This window comes from Agromyces humatus (assembly GCF_021228295.1).
Classification (GTDB): Bacteria; Actinomycetota; Actinomycetes; order Actinomycetales; family Microbacteriaceae; genus Agromyces; species Agromyces humatus.
Map to the genome: position 1 here is coordinate 245,422 of NZ_JAJQPD010000001.1, position 25,989 is coordinate 271,410.

Consider the following 25,989-nt stretch of genomic DNA (forward strand, 5'->3'; position numbering starts at 1 on the left):
GCTACATGCGCTCGGGCGCGGACACGCCGAGCAGGCCCAGCCCGTTGCGCAGCACCTGGCCCGTGGCGTCGTTCAGCCACAGCCGCGTGCGGTGCAGGTCGCCGATCGGCTCATCGCCGAGCGGCAGCACACGGCAGTTGTCGTACCAGCGGTGGTAGAGGCCGGCGAGCTCCTCGATGTAGCGGGCCACGCGGTGCGGCTCGCGCAGATCGGCGGCCTGCGCCACGATCCGCGGGAACTCCTGCAGGGCACCGAGCAGCGCCGACTCGGTCTCGTGATCAAGCAGCTCGGGCGCGAACGTCGAGCGATCGAGCCCGACGGATGCCGCGTTGCGGTCGACCGCCGACGTGCGCGCATGCGCGTACTGCACGTAGAACACGGGATTGTCGTTCGTGCGGCGCTGCAGGATCTCGGGGTCGATCGTGAGCGGCGAGTCGGCCGGGTAGCGGCCGAGCGTGTAGCGCAGCGCGTCGGTGCCGAGCCAGGCCTGCAGGTCGTCGAGTTCGATGATGTTGCCCGCGCGCTTCGAGAGCTTCGCGCCGTTGATCGACACGAGCTGCCCGATCAGCACCTCGACGTCGCGCTCGGGGTCGTCACCGGCGGCACCGGCGAGCGCCTTGAGCCGGTGCACGTAGCCGTGGTGGTCGGCGCCGAGCAGGTAGATCTTATGCTTGAACCCGCGGTCGCCCTTGTCGAGGTACAGCGCCGCGTCGGCGGCGAAGTAGGTGTAGACCCCGTTCGCGCGGCGGATCACCCGGTCTTTGTCGTCGCCGAAGTCGGTCGTGCGCACCCAGACCGCATCGGCCTCGTCGAAGACGTGACCCTGTGCGCGCAGCCGCTCGACGGCGGTGTCGACGTCGGAGAGCCCGTCGTCGCCCTTCGAATGCATGCGGCGCTCGCTCGTCCAGACGTCGAAGTGCACGTTGAAGCGGTCGAGGGACTCGCGGATCTCGGCGAGCTGCAGCTCGTAGGCGATCTCTTTCGCGGTGTGCAGCGCGACGTCGTCGGCGAGCTCGAGCAGCTTGGGCTCGCGTTCGAGCACGCTCACGGCGAGGTCGGAGATGTAGCTGCCCGGGTAGCCGCCCTCGGGGGTCGGCTCGCCCTTCGCCGCGGCGAGCACCGACGCCCCGAATGCGTCCATCTGGCTGCCGGCATCGTTGATGTAGTACTCGTTCGCCACATCGGCGCCCGCGGCACGCAGCACCCGGCCGATCGAGTCGCCGAGCGCAGCCCAGCGCGTGTGGCCGATGTGCAGGGGGCCCGTGGGGTTCGCCGAGACGAATTCGAGGTTGATGACGCTGCCCGCGAGCGAGTCGCCGTGGCCGTACTGCAGGCCCGCGTCCACGATGTCCTTCGCGAGCGCGCCGGCGGCGGCGGCGTCGAGTCGGATGTTGATGAAGCCCGGCCCGGCGACCTCGGCGCTCGCGACGCCGTCGACCGCGGCGAGGCCCTCGGCGAGCTCGGTGGCGATGTCGCGCGGGCTCTGCCCGAGCGGCTTCGCGACACGCATCGCGATGTTCGATGCCCAGTCGCCGTGCTCGCGGTTCTTGGGGCGTTCGAGCGTGACATCGCCGACCGCGAGCCCGAGGTCGACCTCGGCGCCTGCCGCACGACGTCGCTCGACGAGGGCGAGCACGAGGTCGTACAGGGAGCGGGAGAGGTCGGCTGGAGTCACTCCGAAATCCTACCGGGCGCGGTTGGTAAGGTTCGTCACATGCCGCGCCCGCTCCACCTCGTCCGCACCCCTGCATTCGGCCCCGTGCTCGTCGCCGCGGCATCAGTCCTGCTGCTCGCCGGATGCTCCGGGGCCATGCCCGGGGCGACCGATCCCGCCGCTCCGCCGGCATCCGAGCCGCCTGCGGCCACGGCGACCGCCCCGGCCGAACCCGCCGAGGAGCCGGTCCCGTTCGAGGTCGCGTGCGATGCGCTGCTGAGCGCCGACGACGTCTACGCCTTCAACCCGAACTACGGCGCCGATCCCGGCTTCGAGCCGAGCGCCGACGGCATCGTGGGCATCGTCGACGAGGGCGGAACCGCGTGCGGCCTGCTCAACCAGACGAACGGTGCCGTCATCGAGTTCGGGGCGGCCACTCCCCCGCCGGGCGCCCTCGAGACGCGCCGGGGCGATGCGGCGCTGAGCAGCCATGTCGTGCCCACCTACGGCACCCCGCCCGACCTCGAGGGCTACTTCAGCCGCGCGGGCGACGTCGGCGAAGCACAGGTGTTCACCGGACCGTACTGGGTGGTCATCGACTCCACCGAGCTCATCGAGCCCGGCGACGCGCAGGCGCTCGTCGCGGCGCTCGTCGCGAACCTGCCCGCGGGATGAGGACGCCGACGACCGTGCGGAGCGCACACGGCACACCCTCGTGGCTCGGCGCGGTCAACGACCGCGTCGGCCTCTCGGCGCTGCTCGACCACGGCCCCCTCACGCGCAACCGCATCTGCGAGCTCGTCGGCGTCTCGAAACCGACCGCCTCGATGATGATGAACCGGCTCATCGCCGCCGGTGTCGTCGAGGAGCGCGGGCAGGTCAGCGGCGGCTCCGGTCGCAACGCCACGCTCTACGCCGCCCGCACCGACCGGCCGCTCGGGGTGGCGATCGCCATCGACGCGTACGAGCTGCGCGCGAGCGTCGTCGACGCCGGCGGCGGCGAGCGTCCGGTCGTGCGCACCGCGCTGCCCGGCGACGCGGCGGCCCGCTCCGCCGTCGGCGAGGTCGCCGCGGCGATCCGCGATGCGAGCGCCGCCGCCGGCACCGACCCCGACCAGGTGCACACGATCTGCATCGGCACCGCCGGCTACGTGGACCCGGGCGGCGAAGGCGCCCTGTTCAGCGAGACGCTGCCGGGCTGGCCCACCACGGGGCTGCGGGCAACGCTCGAGGCCGAACTCGGCGTCGTCGCCTTCATCGAGAACGATGTGAACCTCGCCGCACTCGCCGAGCGCGAGACGGGGGCCGGCGTCGACCGCGACGTGTTCGCCCTGCTCTGGCTCGGCAACGGCGTCGGTGCGTCGTTCGACGTGGCCGGCGACCTGCACCGCGGCACGTTCGGCGGTGCCGGCGAGATCGGCTTCCTCCCGCTGTCGGCAGCGGCACGCACGCTCGATTCCGCCGCGCACACGAGCCAGGATCTCGTCGGCGCCGTCGCCGTCAAGCGGCTCGCGGCCGCGCGGGGCCTGCGCGCCGACGACTACCAGGGGGCGCTCGACGCGATCGACGCGAGCACCGATCGCGACCTGATCGTCGACGAGCTCGGCGAGCGCATCGCGCACATCAGCCTCGCGCTGCTCGCGACGCTCGACCCGGGCCTGCTCGTGCTCGCGGGGCCGACCGCGGCCGTCGGCGGCCCGCGTCTCGCCGAGGCCGTCGAGCGCGACATCCGACGCCTGAGCCGCTGGTATCCCGATGTCGTCGCGACGCACGTCGAAGGCGACGCCGTGCTGGCGGGCGCCCGCGCGTTCCTGACGGCGAAGGTGCGCGACGAGCTGCTCGGCACCGTGGCGCAACTGACGATGTGAGGGCCCGCGCGGCGCGATCGCCGGCCGGGCGCGCGGTCGGATCGACCGCGCGCAGGTGGTAGTGTCTCTAGTCGTGCGCCTCCGTAGCTCAGGGGATAGAGCGCCGGTTTCCGGTACCGTAGGTCGGGGGTTCGAATCCCTCCGGGGGCACGTTTCCCGTTCGCGGGTCGAGGGCCTTCGCCCTCCCCGCCGTCCAGGTCGCGTAGGTGTTTCCACGGTGATTCCGTAGCGGACACAACGCGGCGCCGACACAACGAAATCGGGCGACCGTTCGTCTCGAGGAGTGACGGGGGAACCGCCTCCGTCGTGAGGAGCGTCGTGAGCCGCACGTGGGATGCCGTGGCGACCGAGCTCGTCGTCGCACGCGGCGACGCGCTCAGCCGCTACGCGTACCTGCTCACCGGCAGCGTCGACGACGCCGCCGACCTCGTGCAGGACGCGCTCGTGCGCACGTTCGGAACGCCCCGCATGCGGCTCACGCTGCCGCGTGCCGAGGCGTACGTGCGCCGGGCGATCCTGAATGCGGTGATCGACCGGTCGCGACGCGACCGCACGTGGCGACGTGTGCGCCACCTCACGGCCGTCCCCGCGTCGACCGCGTCGCCCGCGGACGCGGCCGACGAGCGACTCGATCTCGCCGCGCGCGTGCGAGCGCTCGCACCGCGGCAGGCGGCGTGCATCGTCCTGCGCTACTACGAGGACCTCACCGTCGCCGGCATCGCCGAGGTGCTCGGCATCAGTCCGGGCGCGGTCAAGCGGTACCTGAGCGACGGGTTGCGGGCGCTGTCCGCCGCGATCGATCCGGCGGGACGGCGCCCGGCGCGAACGGGAGGCGATCATGTCGGAACGTGACCGGAACGAGGCGACGCTCGCCGGCGAACTGCACGCGGCAGCGGATGCCCCGACACCGCGTGCCATCGACATCGACGCGATGCTCGGGGCGAGTCGCGCGAAGCGCCGTGCCCGGCGTACCGCCGTCATCGGCGGTGCCGGGGCGTTGGCGGCGGTGCTCGCGGTGGGCGGGCTGGTGTTCGGGATGCAGGGCGGCGGGATGCTCGGAGCGACGACCGCCGACTCGACGCCCGAGTCGGGATCGGTCGCCGAGTCGGCGCCCGACGTCGCCGACGACGGGGACGAGAGCGGCCCGGTCGACGCCCAGTCCACGCTCGACATGCCATACTGCGGGGCACCGGTGGACTCGACGACGGACGCCGCGACCGCACCGCTCTCGGTGCGGCTCGTGCTCCCCGAGACCGTCGAGCCCGGGACATCCGTCGATGTCGACGTGATCGTGACGAACGACGGCGACGCCACGGTGTCGGGCACGATACGCGGTGCGCCGGGTATCGAGATCGACGACGACCGCGTGCTGGTCTGGCACTCGAGCGACCCCGCCGGGCTGGCGACGACGCTCGAACTCGCCCCTGGCGAGGCGCTCAGGCTCCCCGGCTCGCTGGAGACCCGCCGCTGCCGCTTCGGCGACGAGCCGCTCGACCCGACGGCGATGGCCGACCTGCCGCCGCTCACGTCCGGCTCCTATGGGGCGCGAGCCGTCGTCGGCTTCGATGCATTCGACTCGGGCTCGCGCGTCATGCTCGTGTCGCCGACGACGTCGTTCATCGTGGAGTGACGGCCCGGGCCATGGAGGCGGGGTCGTGGACGAGCGGCGCGAGTGCGCCATAGACTCGGACACGTCGGCTGGCACGGGGGAAAGGCACTGGTGCATGCGCTTGCTACGCAAGGGATCCGTGATTCTGGCGATCGTGGCGGGCATGGTGGTCGCGGGCGCGGCCGGTGCCGCTCGGGCTGAAGACCCCGTCGCGTTCGGCGCCTCCCCCATCGTCGACTCCGCGGGCGTCCTCGGCGACCAGGTCGATCAGGTCGTCGCCGTGCTCGACGAGTCGGCCGAGCGCAGCGGGCGTCAGCTGTTCGTCGCCTACGTCGACACCTTCACGAACCCCGAGGCCGCCGACGAGTGGGCCACACGCACCGCGATCGACAACAACATGGGCAGTGAGGACTACCTGCTCGCGGTCGCCGTCGACGGCCGTGCGTACTACCTGTCGGCCGCGAGCGACGCAGCGCTCTCCGATGCCGAACTCGACCGCATCAGCCTCGAGGTCATCGAGCCCAGGCTCAGCGACGAGGACTGGGCGGGCGCCGCGACCGCGGCCGCCGAGGCCATCGCCGGTGACACGGGGGGCGGCGGCATCGGCGCAGGCTTCATCTGGTTCCTCGTCATCGCCGCGGCCGTCATCGTCGTCGTGGCGATCGTGCTGGCCCGCCGCAGGAAGAAGCGCGACTCGGTCGAAGCAGGCCCCGGCGGGGTGCCCCTGCCACCCATCGACGACCTTCGGCGCCAAGCCGGGAGTGCGCTCGTGCAGGCCGACGACGCGATGAGGACGAGCGCCGAGGAACTCGGCTTCGCAGTCGCCTCGTACGGCGACGAGGCCACCGCCGAGTTCCGCAGCGCGCTCGAGGCGGCGAAGGCGAAGGTCGCCGAGGCGTTCACGCTGCAGCAGCGGCTCGACGACGCCGAGCCCGACACCGACGACGAGAAGCGCGCCTGGTACGGCGGCATCATCCAGCTCACCGGCGAGGCCGACACCCTGCTCGACGAACAGGCCGAACGGTTCGACGCCCTGCGCGACCTCGAGCGCAACGCTCCCGAAGCGCTCGCGCGGATCGAATCCGCCGCCGTGAACGCCGAGCGCGAGATCGCACCCGCCGCCCAGCGACTCAGCGCCCTCACCGGGCAGTACGGCGCGAGCGCGCTCGCCCCCATCGCCGACAACCCCGAGCAGGCGCAGATTCGCATGCGGTTCGCGCGCGAGTCGCTGGCCGCGGCGAAGACCGCGGTCGACGCAGGTGAGGGCGGCCAGGCCGCCGTCTCGATCCGCGCGGCCGAAGAGGCGGTCGACCAGGCGAAGCTCCTGTCGGTCGCCGTCGAGCGCCTCGCCGCAGACCTCGCCGCCGCCGACCAGGCCATCATCGCGGGCGTCGCCGAACTCGAGCGTGACGTGCAGGCGGCGCGCTCGCTGAACACCGAGGCCACGAGCTCGCTCGCCGATCGCGTCGCGGCCGAGGCCTCCGACATCCGCTCGTCGATCGGCCGACCGGGGCGCGACCCGCTCGCGCTGCAGGCACGGCTCGAACAGGTCGACGCCGAGATCGACAGCGCAATCCAGGGCGCGCGCGACGCCGCCGAGCAGGCGGCACGCGCGCGGGCCCAGCTCGACCGCAGCCTCGCCTCGGCACGCGCTCAGGTGAACGCGGCCGAGGACTACCTCGTGACTCGCCGCGGGGCCGTCGGAGCCGAAGCGCGCACGCGTCTCGCCGAGGCCGGCCGACTGCTCGTGCAGGCAGAGGCGGTCGCCCCGACCGACCCGGCCGGTGCGCTGTCGACCGCGCAGCGGGCCGACCAGCTCGCGCGCTCGGCGATGTCGCTCGCGCAGCAGGACGTCGGGGGCTTCGGCGGCAGCATGGGCGGCGGTTTCGGCGGCAGCGGAGGCGGCGGAGGCGGAGACATCTTCGGCGCCGTGCTCGGCGGCATCCTCATCAACTCGGTCCTCGGCGGCGGCGGTGGCGGCGTCGGAGGGGGCGGCTTCGGCGGCGGCAGCGGGGGTTTCGGGGGCGGCGGTCGTCGCTCCCCTGGCAGTTTCGGCGGATCGGGCACGCGCTCACGCCGCGGAAGCGGAGGTCGTTTCTGACCCGCCACCACCCCTGACCGAACCTCGACCGACCTCTGTTCTCACCACGAAAGGAACACCATGTCCAAGCAGTCCATCTTCGGCCGGATCTCGCAGCTCGTGCGGGCCAACATCAACGCGCTCATCGACCAGGCTGAAGATCCCCAGCTCATGCTGGACCAGATGGTTCGCGATTACACCAACTCCATCGCCGACGCCGAGGCGGCGATCGCCGAGACCATCGGCAACCTTCGCCTGCTCGAGGACGACCACCGCGAAGACGTCGACGCCGCTCGAGAGTGGGGCGAGAAGGCACTCGCCGCGAGCCGCAAGGGCGACGAACTGCGGGGCACGGGTGACGCCGCCGGGGCCGACAAGTTCGACAACCTCGCCAAGGTCGCGCTCAGCCGCCAGATCTCGGCCGAGAGCGAAGCGAGGTCGGCCGAGCCGCAGATCGCCGCGCAGACCGAGGTCGTCGACAAGCTGAAGGCCGGCCTCAACGGCATGAAGGAGAAGCTCGTCCAGCTGCAGAACAAGCGCTCCGAGCTCGTGGCGCGGGCGAAGACCGCCCAGGCGCAGAAGCAGGTGCAGGACGCGGTCAAGTCGATCGACATCCTCGACCCGACCAGCGACATCGGCCGCTTCGAGGAGAAGATCCGGCGCGAAGAGGCCGTCGTGCGCGGCCAGGCCGAGCTCGCCGCGTCGAGCCTCGACGCCCAGTTCAACGAGCTCGACGACCTCGGCGAGCTCACCGAGGTCGACGCCCGGCTCGCCGCGCTGAAGGCGGGCGGCTCGCAGAGCGCGATCTCGGGCTGAGTCCGAGATCGGCTGCTGCTCCGCGGCCGTGGCGGAGCGTGCGACATCCGCCGTGCGCCGAGGCCGTCGGAGCGGAATACTGGGACGCATGCCAGCAACATTCGTCGTCGTGCCGCAGTGGCAGGGTTCGGTCTCGGCTCGTGCGATGAGCCATGCCGATGGAGCCACCGCCATCCAGGGCGACCTGCCTGCCTCGACCACCATCGTCGTCGACGTCCCCACCGAGGCCGGTGAATCGCTCGGCACCGGGGTGCAGCGCTACTCGACCATCCGTCGCGTCCGCGAGTCGACCGACACGGCGCTCGACCGGGTGCCCGACTGGGCGATCACCATCGGCGGCGACTGCGGGGCGGCCGTCGCCGGCGTCGCACACGCGCAGGCGCGGTCGGCCGGCGACGTCGCCGTGCTGTGGCTTGACGCGCACCCCGACCTGAACACGCCCGAGTCCTCGCCGTCGGGGGGCTTCGGCGGCATGGCCCTTCGCGCGATCGTCGGAGACGGGCCTGACGGCCTCGCCCTCGATGAGTCGACCCGCGTCGCGCCCGGCAGGCTCGTGCTCGGCGGAGTTCGGGCGGTCGACGACGAGGAGCGGCGCTTCATCGACGAGCACGACGTCTCGATGCTCACCGTCGAAGACCTCGCCGAGCCCGCCGGGGTCGTCGAAGCGCTCGAGTCGACGGGTGCCGGCCGGGTGTTCGTGCACATCGACCTCGACGTGCTCGACCCGTCGGCGCTCGCCGGGTTGTCGTATCCCATGCCGTTCGGCATCGGGGCGCCCGAGCTCGCGACCCTGCTTCGAGCGGTCGCCGCGCGCTTCCCGTTGGCGGGGGCGTCGATCGCCGGGTTCGCACCCCGCTCCCCCGAAGCGGCATCCGACGACCTGCCGACGATCCTGCGACTGGTGGCGGCGCTGACCTCGGGCGCTGCGGCAGCCGGCGCGGCCTGACCCGGGCCCGCGGTCTCGGTCAGGGGTCGCTCGGTGCGCGCAGCACGGGGAGGAATCCACGATCGTCCGTCGAGAAGCCCAGGTCGACCGCTCCCGACGTGCCGTCGGACGCTTCCGGCGGAAGCGTCCGAACGACGTCGACCCCCACGACCGTGCCCGCGACCGAGGCGAGCGGCACGGCGCCGAATGCACGCGAGTCGACCGAACTGCCGCGGTTGTCGCCGAGCACGAAGACATGCCCCGCCGCCACGCGCACCGGGCCGAAGTACTCGCCATTGACCCTCGCATAGTCGACGAAGGGCTCGTCGACCTCCGCGCGGTTCACGACGAGCACCCCGTCGTCGATTCCGACCTCGTCACCACCGATGGCGACCACACGCTTGAGCAGCAAGGTGCCGTCGTCGGGTGACGCGAGCAGCACGAGGTCGCGCCGTTGCACGCCCCGCGCCCCGACGGCGCCGACGGTGAGCCAGTCGCCGTCGAGCACGGTCGGAACCATGCTGTCGGACGCGACGCGAATCCGATCCGTTCCCGGCGCAGGCGTCGCGACCGCGACTCCGGCGATCACTCCGGCGACGAGGAGTTCAGGCCAGCGACGGGTCCGCATCAGGCACGGGCCTCGCCGCGTTGATGGGGTCGTTCGGGTCGGGGTCGCCGGGCTGCAAGCCGACCGAGTACTGCGTCATCATCGCGTGGTCCTCGTGCGACAGGTTGTGACAGTGCACCATGTAGCGCCCGCGGTGCGGACCGAAGTTCATGAGCAGGCGCACCGTCTCGTTCTCGCCGACATAGACCGTGTCCTTCGGCCCCTGCTCGTAATCGAACACCGGAACCCCGTTGCGCGTGAGCACCTTGAAGTCGACGAGGTGGATGTGTATCGGATGGAACCAGCCGTCGCCGCCCTCGAACTCCCAGATCTCGGTGTCGCCGAGTCCTGGGTCGGCCATGACCCGCTGGTAGCCGCTGTCGACGATGTCGAACCACGACAGCTCGCCCAGCTCCCAGACGTTCGTGGCGTCGTCGCGCTTCACGCGGAACCGTCGCTCCCTCACGGCGTCGGCCGGGTCGAGCGCCATCACCGCGTTGCCGGTCGAGAGGTCGCCGGGGATCGTGTTCCAGGTCGGGTCGGGCGAGCCGTCGGGCCTCGTCGTCGTGGGCGGCACCGGAAGCACGTCGAACGCCATCACCTTGTCGGTGAAGTCGAAGTCGCGGTTGTTGTCGTTCGAGCTGTTCAGCAGCTCGATGCGCCTGCCGGCGAACCCACGGAAGTCGATGAGGAACTCGTATCTCTCGGCCGGTGAGTGCCGCCACGAGAGGGCCTGCCGCGAGCGCGGCATCAGGCCGCCGTCGGTCGCGACGAACGTGACGGGCATGCCGTTGCTCAGCCGGAAGCGGAACGACCGCGAGACGCAGGTGTTGAGCAGGCGGAACCGGTAGATGCGCGGCTCGACCCGCATCACGGGCCACGGCGCGCCGTTCATGAGGATGACATCGCCCCACACACCCGAGTCTTCGCGGTGGTCGAACATCAGCCGCCCGTCGGCCGCGAACTGGGCGTCGTCGACGGTGAGTGCGACGTCGAACTCGCCCTGCGGCAGGAGGGCGCGCTCCTCCTCGTCGTGGATGTGGTAGTGCGCGTTCAGCCCCGAGTAGACGTTCTCGGCGGTGACGTGCTGGGCGTGATCGTGGTACCAGATGGTGCGCGCGGTCTGGTGATCGGGGTAGTGATAGGTCTTCATGAATCCCGGCACCGTCAGGTCGGCCGCGTAGCCGTCGAACTGCGGCAGCGAGGCCGAGCCGTGCAGATGGGTCGCTATGTCCATCGGGTGGCCGAACGTCGGGTGCGTGGCCGGCAGATGGTTGCGCACCGTCAGCTCGACGCGGGTGCCGCGTTCGATCTCGATGGTCGGTCCGGGGGCGAGGCCGTTGTAGCCGATCTGCGGCGTGAGCAGTCCTCCGCCGAGGATTCTCGTGTTGAACGTCTGCGCGCGGACCTGGAACTTCTCGAACGGTCCTTCGCCGTCGACTCCGGTCGCGAACGGGACGAGCCGCGGCACGGTGGGCAGCGTCCGGGCGTAGCGTCGCGGGATCAGCTCGGGAGCCACCTGGCTCACCGATGCCGCGAGCGCCTCGTGGTGGTTCACGACCGCCAGATCGCTGCGCGATGAGAACGCGGAGGCCAGGGCCGCACCGCCGAGGACCGTTGCCGCGGCGCCTGCTGCGCCGACTGCTCCGTACCGAAGAACCTGACGTCGAGTGACACTCATGATGCTCGCCTGCCAACTGCCGGGTGGGACCCCCTCCCACCTGTCTTCCATGTTCGTCCGGTCGGCTCGATCCCCCAATCCCCGGTTCGGGGGGGGGGGAATCAGCGCTCGAACCGAACCGCTCGAACCGGGGGCGGCGTCGACTGCCTAGGCTGGACGCGACGGCCGCACACGGTCGCAGACTGGAGTGGCGATGGAACGCGAGGTCGATGTGGTCGTCGTCGGCGGTGGACCGGTAGGCGAGAACGTCGCCGACCGGGCGCGTGCCGCCGGCCTCGAGGTGGTGCTCGTCGAGCACCAACTCGTCGGCGGCGAGTGCTCCTACTGGGCATGCGTGCCGTCGAAGACGCTGCTGCGCAGCGCCGCAGCGCTGCGCGCCGCGAAACGCGTCGCCGGCTCGGCCGAGGCGGTCACCGGCACCCTCGACGTCGCGGCGGTGCTGAAACGGCGCGACTACTGGGTCTCCGACTGGAGCGACACCGGCGCCGTCGGCTGGCTCGAGAGCGTCGGCATCGAGCTCGAGCGGGGTCACGGTCGACTCGCCGGCGAGCGCCGGGTCATCGTCGGGCGCGACGGCACCGAGCCGCTCACGCTGGTCGCCCGGCACGCAGTGGCGGTATCGCCGGGCTCCGACCCCGTCATCCCGCCGATCCCCGGCCTCGCCGGCGCGCGGCCATGGACGAGTCGCGATGCGACGAGCGTGCGGCATCCGCCTCGGCGGCTCGCGATCATCGGCGGCGGTGTGGTCGCCGCCGAGATGGCGACCGCCTACGCGGGCTTCGGCATCGAGGTCACGGTGCTCGCCCGCAGCAGCCTGCTGCGCAACATGGAGCCGTTCGCCGGCGACGCGGTGGTCGCGGGGCTGCGTGGGCTCGGGGCATCCGTTCGCGTCGGCGCGTCGGTGACGGGCGTCGGCCGAAACGATGCCGACGAGGTGATCGTCACCCTCGACGACGGGTCGACCGTGATCGCCGACGAGGTGCTCGTCGCCACCGGCCGCCGCCCCCGCACGACGGCACTCGGTGTCGAGTCCGTCGGCCTCGAACCCGGCACGTGGATCGACGTCGATGACACGATGCTCGTGACCGGAGCGACCGGCAACGCCGAACGGCCCTGGCTGTATGCGGTCGGCGACGTGAACCACCGCGCCCTGCTCACCCATCAGGGCAAGTACCAGGCGCGGGCGACGGGCGATCTCATCGCCGCACGCGCGCTGGGCCGCCCGGTCGACACGGCTCCGTGGGGTGCGCACGTGGCGACCGCCGACCATTCCGCCGTTCCCGAGGTCGTCTTCGCCGAGCCCGAGTGCGTCTCGGTCGGGTTCACGGCGGCGGCCGCCGAGCGTGCCGGTCGCTCCGTGCGTGTCGCCGATGTCGAGCTGGGCGCGGTGAGCGGCGCGGGAATCCTCGCCGACGACTACGAGGGACGGGCGCGGCTCGTCGTCGATGCGCACGCCGGCACCGTGATCGGCGCGACGTTCGTGGGTCAGGACGTCGCCGAACTGCTGCAGGCCGCGACGATCGCGATCGTCGGCGAGGTGCCCGTCGACCGGCTCTGGCATGCCGTGCCCGCCTTCCCGACCGTCAGCGAGGCGTGGTTGCGCCTGCTCGAGGCGCTCGGCAGGCCCGGATCGCCGGCGACCCAGGTCGCATCGGGCGACCGACGCGACGATCTGGCGACCGATGGCCCGGGCGTGACGGCGGGCGACGGCGAGGCCGCCGCGTGAGCGACCGGCTCGGTGACCGCCCGGGCGTCGGGCGCGACAGCCGCACCGTGCGCATCCGCCTGACCGACTCCCCCATCAGCCGCGCCGGATACTGGTGGGCGACCCTCGTCGGCTTCACCTGGGGCTTCCTCTGGAGCACGGGGCCCATCGAACTCCGGCGCGGGCTCATCGTCTTCACCGGCATGCCGAAGTGGACCTACGGCCGCGGCGGCTCGTGCGTCGGCGCGTGCTACCTCACCGGCTCCAACACCCGCGAGCGGGTGCTCGAGCACGAGACGGTGCACAAGGCGCAGTGGCAGAAGTACGGCATGCTCTTCCCGCTGCTGTACCTCTTCGCCGGGCGCAATCCCCTGAAGAACCGATTCGAGATCGAGGCCGGGCTCGAGGCCGGAGGCTACCTGCCTACCCCTCGGCGCGGCCGAGCTTCCAGTACCCCATGAAGGCGACCCGGCGACGGTCGACGCCGAGTTCCTTGACGAGATGGCGGCGCAGCGTCGTGATGGCGGATGCCTCGCCCGCGAGCCACGCGTAGAAGTCGGCGTCGTCGCGGGGCTCGGGCACCTCCCAGAGGATCTCCTCGTCGTCGATCGGCGGAAGCTCGGCTGCCGCCATGCCCGCCCCGGATGCATCCGCAGCGGCCCACTCGTCGGCCCACGCCCGCACGGCCTCGATGAGGCGCGCACCGTACTCGTCGGCCTTGTCGGACGATTCGCCGCGCGCGAGCCAGCGCACGTCGACGCCTTCAGGCGCCCGCACATCGAGCGCATCGCGGGAGTCGGGCACCTCGAGGAATGCCACGCCCCGGGCATCGCCGGGCAGCTGCTCGAGAATGGCCGATACGGCCGGCACCGCGGTCTCGTCGCCCGCGATGAGCAGGGTCCGGGCGGCACCGGGGTTCCACTCCCAGCCGCCTGAGGGCGCTTCGCTGGTCGCATCGGGCGCGATGAGCAGCATCCGATCGCCGACCTCGGCCGAGCCGATCCATCGCGACGCCGGCCCACCGTCGCCGTGCGCGACGAAGTCGACGTCGAGCTCACCGCGTTCGGGCCGTGCGTCGCGAATCGTGTAGGTGCGGATCGGATTGCGACGCTCGTCGGGAAGCGCCCGCCAGGCCGTGAACCAGTCGCCCTCGCTCGGGACGTCGGCGAAGCCGGTCGTCGAGAGCGGCAGAATCACCTTGATGCGCTGGTCGGGCCCGTCCCAGCCCACGTCGCGCAGATCATCGCCGCGGAAGGTCACCCGCACGAAATGCGGTGACAGCTGTTCGATCGCACCGACGATCGTGTCGAAGACGCGGTAACCGGGCTTGGCCATGTGCAGGCTCCTTGGTCGAGAGATACGGGGAGTGAGGGTCAGGCGGCGCGGCGCGAGCGCCACAGCAACCACACGAAGTACGGGGCGCCCACGACGGCCGTGAGCAGGCCGGCCGGCAGCTGGCCGGGCGCGATCATCGTGCGGCCGAGGGTGTCGGCGACGGTGACGAGCAGGGCGCCGAGCAGCGCCGCCAGCGGCAGCACGAGGGCGTGACGGGCACCGACGAGTGCACGCGCCGCATGCGGCGCGACGAGCCCCACGAAGCCGATCACGCCGACGGCCGCGACAGCCGTGGCGCTGAGGGCCACGGCTAGGGCGAGCAGGCCGAGCCGCGCGCGCCCGAGCCGGATGCCGAGCACCCGTGGGGTGTCGTCGTCGAACGCGAGCAGGTCGAGCTCTCGGCGGGCGCCGACGAGCAACGGCACTGCGATGAGCAGCACGATCAGCAGCGGAATGAGCTGCGGGAACGTGCGCCCGTACGTCGAACCCGACAGCCAGGTGAGCGCCTTCGCGGCGTTGTAGGGGTCGGTCGCGATGATCAGCATCGAGGTGATCGCCCCGGCCGCGGCCGAGACCCCGAGACCGATCAGGATGAGTCGGGTCGAGGCCAGTCCCCCGCGCAGCGCGAGCCCGAACACGATCACCGCGGCGATCGCGGCGCCGACGACCCCGCCGGTGGCGACGCCGAGGAAGGTGGCGAGCGGCCAGAACGTGATGACCAGGATCGCCCCGACTCCGGCCCCACCGGTGACGCCGAGGATCGCGGGTTCCGCGAGCGGATTGCGCGAGACCGCCTGCACGACGGTTCCCGCAAGGGCGAGTGCGGCGCCCGCGAGCACGGCGGCGGCGACTCGCGGCGCACGCGTGTTCATGACGAACTCGACGAGCGGGCCGGCCCTGCCGGTCACCCAGTTGAGCACGTCTCCGCCGAGCAGCTTCGCGTCGCCGAGGAGCAGCGAGACGAACGCGAGCACGACGAGGAGCACACCCGATCCGGCCATCACGAGGAACCGGCCACGCGGCGAGAGTCCGGCGCCGATCACGAATCCGGTGGATGTCTCGGACGACGCCTTCGCCCGCATCGCCAGCGCGATGAGGAACACCGCGCCGAAGACGGTCGTCACCACGCCCGTCGGCACCTCGACGGCGGCCTTGCCGAAGGCGAGGCGCAGGAGCACGTCGGCGCCGAGGACGACGATGACGCCCATGACCGCAGCAGCGGGAATCAGGAGCACGTGCCGTTGCATGCCCGGCACGCGCACGGCGATCAGCCGCACGATCGCGGGTGCGGCGAGGCCGACGAATCCGATCGGCCCCGCGACGGTGACCGCGGCCGCCGAGAGCAGCACGGCGACCACGATGCCGACGAGCCGGGTGCGCCGCACCCGCACGCCGAGCACGGTGGCGGTGTCGTCACCGAGGGCGACGAGGTCGAACTGGCGCGAGAACCCGAGGAGCACCGCGACGGCGACGAGCACCACTGGAGCGAGTTGCGACACCGGACCGAGGCCGGTCTGCGCGAGGGTGCCCTGGTTCCAGGCATAGAGGCCGGTGGTGGCCTCGGGGTAGAGCAGCAGCAGCATGATCGTGATCGCCTGGAGTGCGAGCGCGATCGCCGAGCCGGCGAGCACGAGCCGCACGGTGCCGCCGCCTCCGCCGCCTGCCGACAGCGCGAGCACGAGGCCGGCTGCGGCGAGACCCCCGATGAAAGCGACGAGCCCGCCGCCCAGTGCCGGCAGCACGACCCCGAATGCGGCGACGCCGACCACCGCGAGATACGAGCCCGCATTGACCGCGAGCGTGTCGGGTGAGGCGAGCAGGTTTCGCGACACCGACTGCATGACGAGTCCGGCGACGCCGAGGGCGACGCCCACGAGCACCCCGGCGAGCAGACGCGGCATGCGCGACGCGACGAGCACGGCAGCGGCCTGGTCGTCGGAGGCGCCGGTCGCGAGGCCGAGCAGTTCGGGCAGTCCGACGTTCGCCGAGCCCTGGGTGACGTGGACCCCCGCGAGCAGCGTCGCGACGACCACTCCGAGCCCGATGAGCAGTACGGCGCCGAGGCGGGGACGTGTCGCCCCTCCCGGCGCCGTCACCGGCTCAGACTGCGAGCGTGTCGACGACCGCATCGATGTAGTCGTTCATCGACGAGGGGCCGCCGAACATCCAGATGCCGTCGGGCAGCCGGTGCACGTTGCCGCTCTGCACGAACGGCAGCGAGGTCCATACGGCATTGTCGGCGAGGTCCACGGCATACGCGTCGGCCGCGCCGTTGGTGATGTAGAGGAATTCGACATCGCCGAGGCTCGTGAGCCCTTCGACGTCGGTCGTTCCGAGACCGTAGTCGGCGTCGCCCTCGCCCGTCCACGCGTTCTCGAGGCCGAGTTCCTCGGTGACCGCCGTGAGCAGCGCACCCTCGGCGAACGGACGGATCGAGACCTGCCCGCCACTGGCCCACGAGTCGCTCATCATGAACGCGGTCCCGGCGAGCCCGGCCTCCTCGAGTGCCGCCTTGCCCTCGGCGACCTTGGCGTCGAACTCGGCCAGCACGGCGTCGGCCTCGTCATCGGTGCCCGTGGCGGTCGCGATGCGCTCGAGGTTCGACTCCATCTGGCCGATCGGGTTCGACGCGTCGGCGCCGCGCACGACGAGCACGGGCGCGAACTCCTCGATCTGCGCGATCACCGTCTCGGGCAGGTCGGTCGTGGTGAGCACGAGGTCGGGCGCGAGGCCGGCGATCGCGTCGACCGACGGCTCACCGCGCATGCCGACATCAGTGACGCTGTCGTCGAGCGACTCGGACTGCACCCAGGCGCTGTACCCCTCGACATCGGCGACGCCGACCGGCATCACGCCGAGCGTCACGAGGTTCTCGGCCGTGTTCCACTCGAGCGCCACGACCTGCTCGGCGGGGGCGCCGAGCTCGATCGTCTCGCCGCGGTCGTCGACGATCGAGATGGCCGCGTCGCCGCCGGCGGCGGCCGGCTCTTCAGTCGCGCCGCAGCCGGTGAGCAGCAGCACGGATGCCGCAGCAACGGCGGTCCCAGCGATGGCAGCCCGGTTCATGGTGGTGCTTCTCATGGTGTCCTCACGGATCGGCGCGCGGGCATGGGTGTCCCGTGCGGGGGGGGTGGTGGGGGTGAGCCGCCGCTAGGCGACGGCGAGTTGTTCGACGCGTTGCCGCGTGTTGTAGCGCCCGATGGGGCACGTGGTGATGCAGCCGCGTTCGTCGATGTCGACATCGACGCGAATGCCGTACGCACTGCTGAGCACATCGCTCACCAGCACCTCCGCGGGCGTGCCGACGGCTCGTACCCGGCCGGACTCGAGCAGCACGATGCGGTCGGCGATCGCCGCGGCCTGGTCGAGGTCGTGCAGCACGACCCCGATCGTGACGCCGTGATCGTCGGCGAGTTCGCGGATGAGGTCGAGCAGTTCGACCTGGTAGCGCATGTCGAGGTAGGTCGTCGGCTCGTCGAGCAGCAGCACGGCGGTGTCTTGGGCGAGGCAGGCGGCGAGCCAGACGCGCTGCAGCTGGCCGCCCGAGAGCTGGTCGACGGGGTTGCCGGCGAGGTCATCGACGCCCGTGAGTGCCATCGCCCGGTCGACGATCGCGGCGCCGTGCGCATCGCCCGCGATGAACCGGCCGCGGTGGGGGTGCCGGCCGAACTCGACGAGCTCGCGCACGGTGAGTCCGCCGGGCGTGGGCCGGCTCTGTGCGAGCAGCGTGACGCGACGCGCGAAGTCGCGCGCACTGAGGCTCGCAGCGTCGATGCCGTGCGCGATGAGGTCGTCGGGTTCGCCGGCGGCGGTGCCCGCGGACACGGTGTGCGCGTCTCCGCCGGCGGTCAGCAGCACGCGACCCGAGTCGGGCTGGTGCAGCCGGGCGAGCGCCCGGAGCAGGGTCGACTTGCCGCTGCCGTTCGGTCCGACGAGCGCGGTCACCTTGCCCGGTTCGAGGTGGAGCTCCGCGCCGTGCACGACGGGCGTGCCGTTGTAGGAGATCGTGAGGTCGAGACCGAGCATTGTTCCACTATAGGTGAGGCTAACCTAACTTCGTCAACTCGAGTGGTCACCAGATCGGCGGATGACGCTGCCAGCGCCGCACGCGCCGCTCGAGTTGCGCCCCGAGGGCCAACAGCGCGGCCTCGCCGCCGGGCCGTCCGATGAGCTGCACGCCCATCGGCACTCCGTCGGCCGTCTCGGTGACCGGCACGGTGATCGCCGGCAGTCCCGACACGTTCACGAACGAGGTGAACGGCGTGAACTGCACCTGCTGCGCGAAGTTCCGCTCCCCGTCTTCGGGGTCGTACCACCCGACCGGCCGCGGGGTCAGCGCGAGCGCGGGCGTCAGCACCGCATCGAACGACGAGAACCGTCGGATGACACGTTCCTCGAAGCCGGCGAGCCACCCGAGGGCCTCGGCGAGTTCGCGCGCGGGCACCTGACGACCTCGTTCGAGCAGCCACCGTGTGAGCGGCTCCAGCAGCTCCTCATCGTCGCCGTCGACCGGGATCGTCGCCGCCCCCGACTGCCAGATCGTGCGGAACGCCGGCGCGTACCCGGGTTCGGGCGACGGCGCCAGCTGCTCGACGCCGTGACCCATCGCGTCGAACTCCGCGACAGCCCGGTCGAGTGCGGCGCGCGCATCGGCGTCGATCGCGATCTCGTAGGCCTCATCCCACGGAGAGTCGGTCATCACGCCGAGCTGGAACCGCCCCTCACCCCGGACGGCGGCTGCCAGGAACGGGCCGTCGCCGCCCGGTGCCCGCACCGCGAAGCGGTGCGCGGCGGGGTAGCCGAGCGGCGCCACGAGCCCGTCGAGCAGCAGTGCCGCATCGGCCACGGTGCGGGCGATCGGCCCGGCCACGCCGAGCCCGGCGAGGCCCCCGAGACCCGACCCCGAGGGCACCCGACCACGCGACGGCTTGACCCCGACGAGCCCGCACGCGGCCGCGGGGATGCGGATCGAGCCGCCGCCGTCGGAACCCGGGGCGAACGGCAGCATGCCCGCGGCGACCGCCGCGGCTGCTCCCCCGCTCGACCCGCCCGCGCCGAGCGAGAGGTCCCAGGGGTTGCGTGCGGGCGGCCCCGCGAGGCCCTCGGTGTACGAGGGCAGCCCGAACTCGGGCGTCGACGACTTGCCGAGGCTGACCGCGCCCGCGGCGTCGACATCGCGGACGAGTTCGTCCGAGTCATCCGGAATGAAATCGGTGAAGGCGCGCGAACCGAACCGCGACGGCACGCCCGCGCGTCGGAGCAGGTCTTTGTCGGCGATCGGCATCCCCCACAGCGGTCGGGCCGTCGGCACGTCGCGCTCGACGTGCGCGGCCCGCTCGAGCGCCGCCTCGGGCGTCACCGTGGTGAGCGCGCCGACCTGCGGGTTCAGCCGCTCGATGCGAGCGAGGTAGTGCTCGGCCAGTTCGACGGGCGACATCTCGCGCCGCTGCAGCATCTGGTGCAGGTCAAGGGCCGTGCGCTCGTGCAGCTCCATCCGTCGAGCCTACGACCGGTGGAGCCCACGCCCCGCTAGCATGGCGCGCGTGACCGAGAACCGGGTCGTGACGCTCGTCGGGCGGCATCCGCTCGTCTGGGGCGCGGCCTGGAGCGCCGCATTCGCCATCGTCCTCGCCGCCGCAGTCGCCGCCGACTGGCCCGGATGGCTCGACTGGATCGTGCTCGCCGCGCTCGTGCTGCCCTCGCTCGTCGCGACCGTCGTCGTGCTGAGCGGCACTCCTCGTCGTCACTTCGACGAGATGAGCTCGGTGTTCTCGCACTTCTTCGTGCGCTACCTGGCGCTCGTCATCGCCGTGGGAGCGTGGAGCGCCTCGGTCGTCGTCGGCGCCGCGATCTCGCAGACGATCCAGCTCGCCGCCGAGGGCCGCGAAGAGGAGATCGTCGGCATCGGCTTCGACGTCATGTCGGTCATCGTGCCCCTCGTGATCGCCGTGCTGTGGGCGGCGTTCGTGCTGCGGTGCGCCTGGTTCCTGGCGAAGGCGCGGGGCTGGGCCGAGGTGCCCGAGCGCGACCGCATCCCCGACGGGCTCCTCTCGGGGCGCCCGGCGCTGCGTCGGGCGGTCGTCGGCCTGGCGCACCCGGCCCTGTTCGCGGTCACGGGCCTCGCCGTCGCGATCGCCGTGCCGTTCGCGGTGGGCGACCTCACCGTCACGCTCTGACGCCCCGACGCGGCATCGCGTGGCTACTTCAGCGCCTTCTGCATCAGCACCGTGCCGAGCCACCGCTCGAACTTGAAGCCGACGCGGCCCATGCGCCCGATCTCGACGAAGCCGAACTTCTCGTGCAGGGCGATCGACGCTTCGGCCCCCTGGTCGGCGATGACCGCGATCATCTCCTTGAGGCCGGCCGCCCTCGATCGTTCGATGAGTTCACGCAGCAGCACGCGGCCGAGCCCCTTGCCGGATGCCGCCGGGCCGAGGTAGATCGAGTTCTCGACGGTGAACCGGTAGGCGCGCTTCTGCTTCCACGGCGACACGAGCGCATAGCCGAGCAGTTGCCCCGACGGCGACTCGGCGACGATGAACGGCATGCCGAGCTTCGTGAGGTACGCGAACTTCGACTTCCACTCCTTGAGCGTCATCGCGTCTTCGTCGAACGTCACCGTGGAGTTCGCCACGTAGTAGTTGTAGATCTCGCGCACGGCCGGCAGGTCTGCGGCACGCGCTTCGCGGATCGAGTACTCGAACGGCGCCTCGACCGGGGCCGCCGCGCGCAGGTGCCGCGGCAGTTCGCGACGCTGCTGGTATTCCTCTTCGAGCATGCGACAAGCCTACGCGCGCGAGATTTCGTTCGGGTTTCGGATGCCGCGTCAGGCCGGCAGGCTCCAGTCGACGGGTTCGGCGCCCTGGGCCGCGAGCATCTCGTTCGCCCGGCTGAACGGCCTCGAACCGAAGAACCCGCGCGACGCCGACAGCGGGCTCGGGTGCGCGGACTCGATCAGCGGCGTGTCGCCGAGCAGCGGCTTCAGGCCCTGCGCGTCGCGGCCCCAGAGGATCACGACGAGCGGGGTGTCGCGCGCGACGAGTGTGCGGATGGCATGGTCGGTGACCTCCTCCCAGCCCTTTCCGCGATGCGAGGCCGCGGTGCCGGGCTGCACGGTGAGCACGCGGTTCAGCAGCATGACGCCGCTGCGGCTCCAGTGCGTGAGGTCGCCGTGCGCGGGCGCCGCGACGCCCAGGTCGTCGTGGAGTTCGCGATAGATGTTCGCCAGGCTGCGAGGCACCGGTCGCACGTGCGGGTCGACGGCGAACGACAGGCCGATCGGATGTCCCGGCGTCGGGTAGGGGTCCTGCCCGACGATGAGCACCCGCACGTCGTCGAGCGGCGCGTCGAAGGCCCGCAGCACCTTGTCGCCCGCCGGGAGATAGCCGCGACCGGCCGCGATCTCGGCACGGAGGAAGTCGCCCAGTGCGGCGATGCGCGGCGCGACGGGCGCGAGGGCTCGCGCCCACCCGGGGTCGAAGAGGCCGACGGCAGCGAGTTCGTCGAGCGTCTTGGCGGGCGGCATTCAGGCGCCGATCGTGCCGACGACGACGCCCTGCTCGCCGGGCAGCACCCGCCACACACTGCCTGGTCCGACGACCCGCAGGCCGCCGTCGCCGACGATGAGCGCGGTGTGCTCGTCGATGCCGAGCCCGCCCTCGACAAGGCCCGCCTCGACCGCCGCGACGAGGCGCGACAGTGTTCCCCATTGGGCGAGGTGCACGTCGATCGAGACGTCGACGAGGCCGATGCCGGGGGCGACGGTCACCTCGTCGAGCCCCTCGGAGGCGGGTTCGGGCGAGACCGGCACCCCGCCGATGCGCCAGCCGCCGACGATCGCACGCTCGGCGGCGATCGCCGCGCCGGCCGAGAACCCGAGGAACGGCACCCCTGAGGCGACCTGCCGCCGCAGTTCGCCGAAGTGCGGCTCGAGCGATTCGCGATATGCCGGCGTGAGGCCGCCGCCGATGAGGATCCCGTCGACGTCGGCGAACGCCGTCGGCGGGATCGGCGCGTCGGGCCCGACCGCGGTGATGTGCGCCTCGAACTCGCCAGCGGCGGTCGCGGCGGCCACGAGGTTCGCGGCGTGTTCATCACCGTCTGCGTCGCGCACCGCGATGACGGCGATGCGGGGCGTCGCCCTGCCCGCCGCCGACCCCCGCGCCGATGCTTCCGACAGGAAGCTGCCGAACACCGCGCCATCGGGCCGGTCGGCCCATCCGCCGCCGACGAGGTGCACGCTCACGCGGCGCCCTCGCTGTTCGTGACGGGCGGCAGCGACGACCACGGGAAGATGATCCAGTCGTCGGTCTTGCGGTAGTCGAAATCGGGCACCAGCACGGTGTGCGACTTCGTGTAGAGCGTCGCCGTGCGCACCTCGGCGCCCTCGTCGGTGAGCAGGCGCAGCACCTTCGCGAGGGTTCGGCCCGAGTCGGACACGTCGTCGACGAGCAGCACGCGCTTGCCGCTGAGTGCGGGCGCGTCGAGCATCGGCGGGTGCAGCACGGGCTCGGGCAGGCGCTCGTCGATGCCCGAGTAGAACTCGACGTTGATCGACCCGCAGGCCTTCGTGCCGAGCGCGTACGAGATCGCTCCGGCGAGCAGCAGCCCGCCGCGCGCGATCGCGATCACGACGTCGGGGCGGAATCCGGCGGCGAGCACATCGCTCGCGAGCGTTCGGGCCGCCTCGCCGAACTCGTTCCAGCTGAGGATCTCGCGGCGGATCCCGTCGACGCCCGAAGCGGCGTCATTCGCATCGAAGGTCATCCCGACAGGCTACCCGGCGCCCCCGGCCGGTCGCTTCGGCTCGGCTTCGGGAACGGCGACGGGCGGCAGAATGGCCGTGGCCGACGCGTCGGGCTGCTCGCCCGTCGAGAGCGACGGCGGGGCCGCGAGGGTGCCGGCCGCCTCGCCCTCGCCCTGGTGCCGCAGCCCGGCCACCTTCTCGTTGAGGTACGAGATGATCGTCGCCGAGGCCGTGCCCACGATCGCGATGCCCCCGGCCATGAGCAGCACCGCGTAGAACCTGCCCGCCGACGTCACGGGGTACAGGTCCCCGTACCCGACCGTCGCGATCGTGACGATCGCCCACCAGATCGCGTCGCCGAAGGTCTCGATGTTCGCGCCCGGGGCGCCTCGCTCGGCCTGCAGCGTCGCGAGTGCGAGGAAGAACACCCACGCGCACGCGTACGCGAGCGCGAGGATGATGAACTGCGCCCGCACCGCGGTCGGCGTGTGGCGTTTCAGCACCGGGAGCTCCTGCAGGAGGCCGACGACGCGGAGCGCGCGGAACACCGGCAGGATCGCCGAGAGCACCTCGAGCGGATGGTGCCAGGCGTAGTGCCATCGTCGACCGCGCGGCGTGAGCGCGATGCGGATGACGACATCGACGACGAAGATCACCCACGTGGCGACCAGCACGAAGATCATGATCGAGGTGACACCCCGTGGTCGATCGGGCCACAGCACGAAGACCGTGTAGGCCACGACGAACACCACGCCGAGCAACGCGAGGGTGCGCCCGGTCGCGTCGACGTAGCGCGTGCGTCGATGCGTCGCCGGGTCGCCCTCCGACTTCCCCCGGAGGTTCATCGCGTGGTCTCCGAGCGCACCATCAGGTCGCCCTTCGCGACTCGGTAGGGCGCCGCCTGCGCGACGGGCTTGACGACGATGAGGTCGAGGTCGACGTGACGGGGCTTGAGCACGGCGTCGACGACGACGCCGGCGATGTCCTCGGCGACGAGCGGATCGGGGACGCCCTCGTAGACCGCGTCGGCGCGGGCGCGATCGCCGCCGAAGCGCACGAGGGCGAACTCGTCGGTGCGCACCATGCCCGGCGCCACCTCGATGACCCGCAGCGGTTCGCCGTTGAGCTCGAGTCGCAGCACCTCGGTGAGTGCGTGCGCGGCGAACTTCGCCGCGTTGTATCCCCCGCCGCCGGCGTAGGCGGTGTGGCCGGCGATCGACGTGATGTTGACGATGTCGGCGACGCCGCGCTCGACGGCGCCGCGCCGAAGCAGTGGCAGCAGCGCGCTCGTGACCCGCTTGAGCGCGAGCACGTTGACCTCGAACATCCATGCCCAGTCGTCGATCTCCGACGCCTCGACGGTGTCGAGCCCCTTCGCGCCGCCGGCGTTGTTGACGAGCGCGTGCACTCCCCCGGTCGCCGCGAGGTGATCTCGCAGGCGGTCGACGTCGACCTGCTTCGTGAGGTCGGCGACGAAGACGGATGCCCCGGTCTCGGCCTCGAGCTCGCGAAGGCGATCCTCGCGCCGGGCGACGCCGACGACGTCCCAACCGGCCGCTCGCAGGGCGCGCACGGTCGCCGCGCCGATCCCCGAACTCGCACCCGTCACGACGGCTCGCAGCACACTCATGCGCCCATTCTGCACGCTCGCGGGTTGAGGAGGGAGCGCAGCGACCGTCTCGAAACCCGGCCGCCCGCATCGCAGGGTTTCGAGACGCTCGTCCGTCGCTCCTCAACCCACCCACGGATGCGAGAGACTGGAGTGATGCACACGAGGCCCCACCACCCTCCGACGCCGACGCGAAAGCGGGTTCCGCTCTGGGACAACGCCCGCTGGATCGCGATCGCGCTCGTCGTGATCGGGCACGGAATCCTGCCGCTCATCGGCGAAGACAACGCCGCCTACAGCGTCTACCTGTTCATCTACTCGTTCCACGTCGCCGTGTTCGTCACCGTCGCCGGCTACTTCGCGAAGTCCGGTCCGCCCAACGCGCGGGCGCTCAAGCAGATCCTCACCGACATCGTGTTCCCGTTCTTCATCTTCGAGACGATCTGGACAGTCATCAGGTGGGTGCTCAGCGGCGGGTTCGACATCGACTACACAACGGCGTCGTGGACGCTGTGGTTCCTCATCGCGCTCGCGATCTGGCGCGTCGTGCTGCCCTACCTCGTGCTGCTGCGCTACCCGCTCATCATCGCGATCGTGATCTCGATCGGCGCCGGCTACACCGAGACGATCGACTCGACGTTCGCCCTGACGCGCACGTTCGGCATGCTGCCGTTCTTCGTGTTCGGCTGGAAGCTGCGGCAGTGGCAGCTCACGGGTCCCTGGCTCGAGCTGCGTTCGGCGGTCGTCTGGCGGTGGCGTGCGGGCGCGATCGCGCTCTTCGCGGCGGTGCTCGTGCTCATGCCGGTCACGATCGAGACCCTGCGCGACCTCCGGCTGCGCCGGTTCATGCTGTACGACGAGTCGTACGAGGCGATCGGTTACGACGAACCCTGGTCGGGCGCGATCCGTCTCGTGCTGCTGCTGGGCGCGATGACGCTCGCAGTGGCGTTCCTCACGCTCATGCCGCGCGGTGCGCATTGGTTCACCCCGTTCGGCCGGGCCACGATGTACATCTACCTGCTGCACACGTTCGTGCTGTTCCCGTTCCGTGAGACCGGCCTGCTCGCCGGGCAGCAGCCGTTCTGGGTGCTCCCCGCCATGATCGTGTTCTGCATCGGCATCTCGATCGTGCTCTCGCTGAAGCCGGTGCGGCGCATCTTCCGCCCACTCGTCGAACCGCGCGCGAGGTGGCTCTTCCGCCCCGAGCCGTCGACGGCGACCGGCACCCTCGTGCTGCCGCCCGAGTCCGGGCGTCGCTGACGCGGTTTCGAGACGCTCGTTCCTCGCTCCTCAACCCGCGGCACCAGCGCTGAGCGTGACGCCGTGTTGCGGCATCCGTTGCCGGTGCTCGCGT

Annotated in this window: 25 protein-coding genes and 1 tRNA gene; 12 read left to right on the top strand and 14 right to left on the bottom strand. The window is 71.6% G+C overall.

The genetic code is table 11. The annotated features are described in order from the left end of the window. Position 1: 1 nt before the first annotated feature. Positions 2–1,675, bottom strand: coding sequence for an arginine--tRNA ligase (locus LSF15_RS01155; RefSeq protein WP_232496689.1), 1,674 nt, complete (start codon positions 1,673–1,675; stop codon positions 2–4). Between the two features lie 39 nt (positions 1,676–1,714). On the opposite strand from LSF15_RS01155, the gene LSF15_RS01160 reads away from it, so the two are divergent. The 8 genes from LSF15_RS01160 (at position 1,715) to LSF15_RS01195 (ending at position 8,973) form a co-directional block, all read left to right on the top strand. After that, positions 1,715–2,329 (top strand): iron ABC transporter ATP-binding protein, encoded by a 615-nt coding sequence (locus LSF15_RS01160; RefSeq protein WP_232496690.1) that lies wholly within the window; start codon positions 1,715–1,717, stop codon positions 2,327–2,329. A 14-nt stretch (positions 2,330–2,343) separates the two neighbouring features. Next, complete coding sequence (locus LSF15_RS01165; RefSeq protein ID WP_232496691.1) at positions 2,344–3,522, top strand: ROK family transcriptional regulator; 1,179 nt, start codon at positions 2,344–2,346, stop codon at positions 3,520–3,522. A 77-nt stretch (positions 3,523–3,599) separates the two neighbouring features. Then, a tRNA-Arg gene (locus LSF15_RS01170) sits at positions 3,600–3,672 on the top strand. A 168-nt stretch (positions 3,673–3,840) separates the two neighbouring features. Then, positions 3,841–4,374, top strand: a complete 534-nt coding sequence (locus LSF15_RS01175; protein WP_232496692.1) for a sigma-70 family RNA polymerase sigma factor — start codon at positions 3,841–3,843, stop codon at positions 4,372–4,374. After that, a complete protein-coding gene (locus LSF15_RS01180) occupies positions 4,361–5,152 on the top strand; it encodes a hypothetical protein (RefSeq protein ID WP_232496693.1) in 792 nt (263 codons plus the stop codon). The genes LSF15_RS01175 and LSF15_RS01180 overlap by 14 nt, the downstream gene beginning before the upstream one ends. Positions 5,153–5,246: 94 nt before the next feature. Next, positions 5,247–7,232 (top strand): TPM domain-containing protein, encoded by a 1,986-nt coding sequence (locus LSF15_RS01185; protein ID WP_232496694.1) that lies wholly within the window; start codon positions 5,247–5,249, stop codon positions 7,230–7,232. A 60-nt stretch (positions 7,233–7,292) separates the two neighbouring features. Next, entirely contained in the window at positions 7,293–8,027 is a 735-nt protein-coding gene (locus tag LSF15_RS01190; RefSeq protein ID WP_232496695.1) for a PspA/IM30 family protein, read from the top strand. 88 nt (positions 8,028–8,115) lie between these two features. After that, positions 8,116–8,973, top strand: a complete 858-nt coding sequence (locus tag LSF15_RS01195) for an arginase family protein (protein WP_232496696.1) — start codon at positions 8,116–8,118, stop codon at positions 8,971–8,973. Positions 8,974–8,992: 19 nt separating this feature from the next. Here the strand turns inward: LSF15_RS01195 and lepB are convergent, their stop codons facing one another. Then, a complete protein-coding gene (gene lepB / locus LSF15_RS01200) occupies positions 8,993–9,580 on the bottom strand; it encodes a signal peptidase I (RefSeq protein WP_232496697.1) in 588 nt (195 codons plus the stop codon). Further along, the gene (locus LSF15_RS01205) at positions 9,558–11,240 is read right to left on the bottom strand and encodes a multicopper oxidase family protein (RefSeq protein ID WP_232496698.1); all 1,683 of its coding nucleotides are present in this window, start codon (positions 11,238–11,240) and stop codon (positions 9,558–9,560) included. Before LSF15_RS01205 ends, lepB begins: the two co-directional genes overlap by 23 nt. Positions 11,241–11,433: 193 nt before the next feature. Here LSF15_RS01205 and LSF15_RS01210 point away from each other — a divergent pair, with 193 nt between their 5' ends. After that, positions 11,434–12,966: a dihydrolipoyl dehydrogenase family protein gene (locus LSF15_RS01210; RefSeq protein WP_232496699.1), complete on the top strand. Its 1,533-nt coding sequence runs from the start codon at positions 11,434–11,436 to the stop codon at positions 12,964–12,966. A gap of 47 nt (positions 12,967–13,013) precedes the next feature. Continuing rightward, positions 13,014–13,406 (top strand): Fe-S oxidoreductase, encoded by a 393-nt coding sequence (locus LSF15_RS01215; RefSeq protein ID WP_232496962.1) that lies wholly within the window; start codon positions 13,014–13,016, stop codon positions 13,404–13,406. Here the strand turns inward: LSF15_RS01215 and LSF15_RS01220 are convergent. The 5 genes from LSF15_RS01220 to LSF15_RS01240 all read right to left on the bottom strand — a co-directional run bounded on the left by LSF15_RS01220 (position 13,369) and on the right by LSF15_RS01240 (position 19,774). Next, entirely contained in the window at positions 13,369–14,280 is a 912-nt protein-coding gene (locus LSF15_RS01220) for a siderophore-interacting protein (protein WP_232496700.1), read from the bottom strand. The two genes, LSF15_RS01215 and LSF15_RS01220, sit on opposite strands and share 38 nt — an antisense overlap. A gap of 38 nt (positions 14,281–14,318) precedes the next feature. Next, positions 14,319–16,409, bottom strand: a complete 2,091-nt coding sequence (locus LSF15_RS01225; protein WP_269756067.1) for an iron ABC transporter permease — start codon at positions 16,407–16,409, stop codon at positions 14,319–14,321. Continuing rightward, a complete protein-coding gene (locus LSF15_RS01230; RefSeq protein ID WP_232496702.1) occupies positions 16,381–17,346 on the bottom strand; it encodes an ABC transporter substrate-binding protein in 966 nt (321 codons plus the stop codon). The genes LSF15_RS01225 and LSF15_RS01230 overlap by 29 nt, the downstream gene beginning before the upstream one ends. A gap of 84 nt (positions 17,347–17,430) precedes the next feature. Beyond that, a complete protein-coding gene (locus LSF15_RS01235) occupies positions 17,431–18,306 on the bottom strand; it encodes an ABC transporter ATP-binding protein (RefSeq protein ID WP_232496703.1) in 876 nt (291 codons plus the stop codon). Between the two features lie 46 nt (positions 18,307–18,352). Further along, complete coding sequence (locus LSF15_RS01240; RefSeq protein WP_232496704.1) at positions 18,353–19,774, bottom strand: amidase; 1,422 nt, start codon at positions 19,772–19,774, stop codon at positions 18,353–18,355. A gap of 49 nt (positions 19,775–19,823) precedes the next feature. Here LSF15_RS01240 and LSF15_RS01245 point away from each other — a divergent pair, with 49 nt between their 5' ends. Further along, positions 19,824–20,456 (top strand): hypothetical protein, encoded by a 633-nt coding sequence (locus LSF15_RS01245; RefSeq protein WP_232496705.1) that lies wholly within the window; start codon positions 19,824–19,826, stop codon positions 20,454–20,456. A gap of 23 nt (positions 20,457–20,479) precedes the next feature. Here the strand turns inward: LSF15_RS01245 and LSF15_RS01250 are convergent, their stop codons facing one another. Genes LSF15_RS01250 through LSF15_RS01275 form a run of 6 tightly spaced genes read right to left on the bottom strand, consistent with a single transcriptional unit; the run spans position 20,480 to position 24,656 of the window. Continuing rightward, positions 20,480–21,058 carry a GNAT family N-acetyltransferase gene (locus tag LSF15_RS01250; RefSeq protein ID WP_232496706.1) on the bottom strand — a complete coding sequence of 193 codons (579 nt, stop codon included), beginning with the start codon at positions 21,056–21,058 and terminating at the stop codon, positions 20,480–20,482. 48 nt (positions 21,059–21,106) lie between these two features. Next, complete coding sequence (locus LSF15_RS01255; RefSeq protein ID WP_232496707.1) at positions 21,107–21,805, bottom strand: uracil-DNA glycosylase; 699 nt, start codon at positions 21,803–21,805, stop codon at positions 21,107–21,109. Beyond that, positions 21,806–22,525 carry a Type 1 glutamine amidotransferase-like domain-containing protein gene (locus tag LSF15_RS01260; RefSeq protein WP_232496708.1) on the bottom strand — a complete coding sequence of 240 codons (720 nt, stop codon included), beginning with the start codon at positions 22,523–22,525 and terminating at the stop codon, positions 21,806–21,808. Next, entirely contained in the window at positions 22,522–23,046 is a 525-nt protein-coding gene (locus tag LSF15_RS01265) for a phosphoribosyltransferase (RefSeq protein WP_232496709.1), read from the bottom strand. Before LSF15_RS01265 ends, LSF15_RS01260 begins: the two co-directional genes overlap by 4 nt. Positions 23,047–23,055: 9 nt before the next feature. Further along, complete coding sequence (locus LSF15_RS01270) at positions 23,056–23,871, bottom strand: potassium channel family protein (protein ID WP_232496710.1); 816 nt, start codon at positions 23,869–23,871, stop codon at positions 23,056–23,058. Then, positions 23,868–24,656 carry an SDR family NAD(P)-dependent oxidoreductase gene (locus LSF15_RS01275; protein ID WP_232496711.1) on the bottom strand — a complete coding sequence of 263 codons (789 nt, stop codon included), beginning with the start codon at positions 24,654–24,656 and terminating at the stop codon, positions 23,868–23,870. The genes LSF15_RS01270 and LSF15_RS01275 overlap by 4 nt, the downstream gene beginning before the upstream one ends. A gap of 135 nt (positions 24,657–24,791) precedes the next feature. Between LSF15_RS01275 and LSF15_RS01280 the strand changes: the two genes are divergently transcribed. Further along, positions 24,792–25,895: an acyltransferase family protein gene (locus LSF15_RS01280; RefSeq protein ID WP_232496712.1), complete on the top strand. Its 1,104-nt coding sequence runs from the start codon at positions 24,792–24,794 to the stop codon at positions 25,893–25,895. The last annotated feature ends 94 nt before the right edge of the window (positions 25,896–25,989 follow it).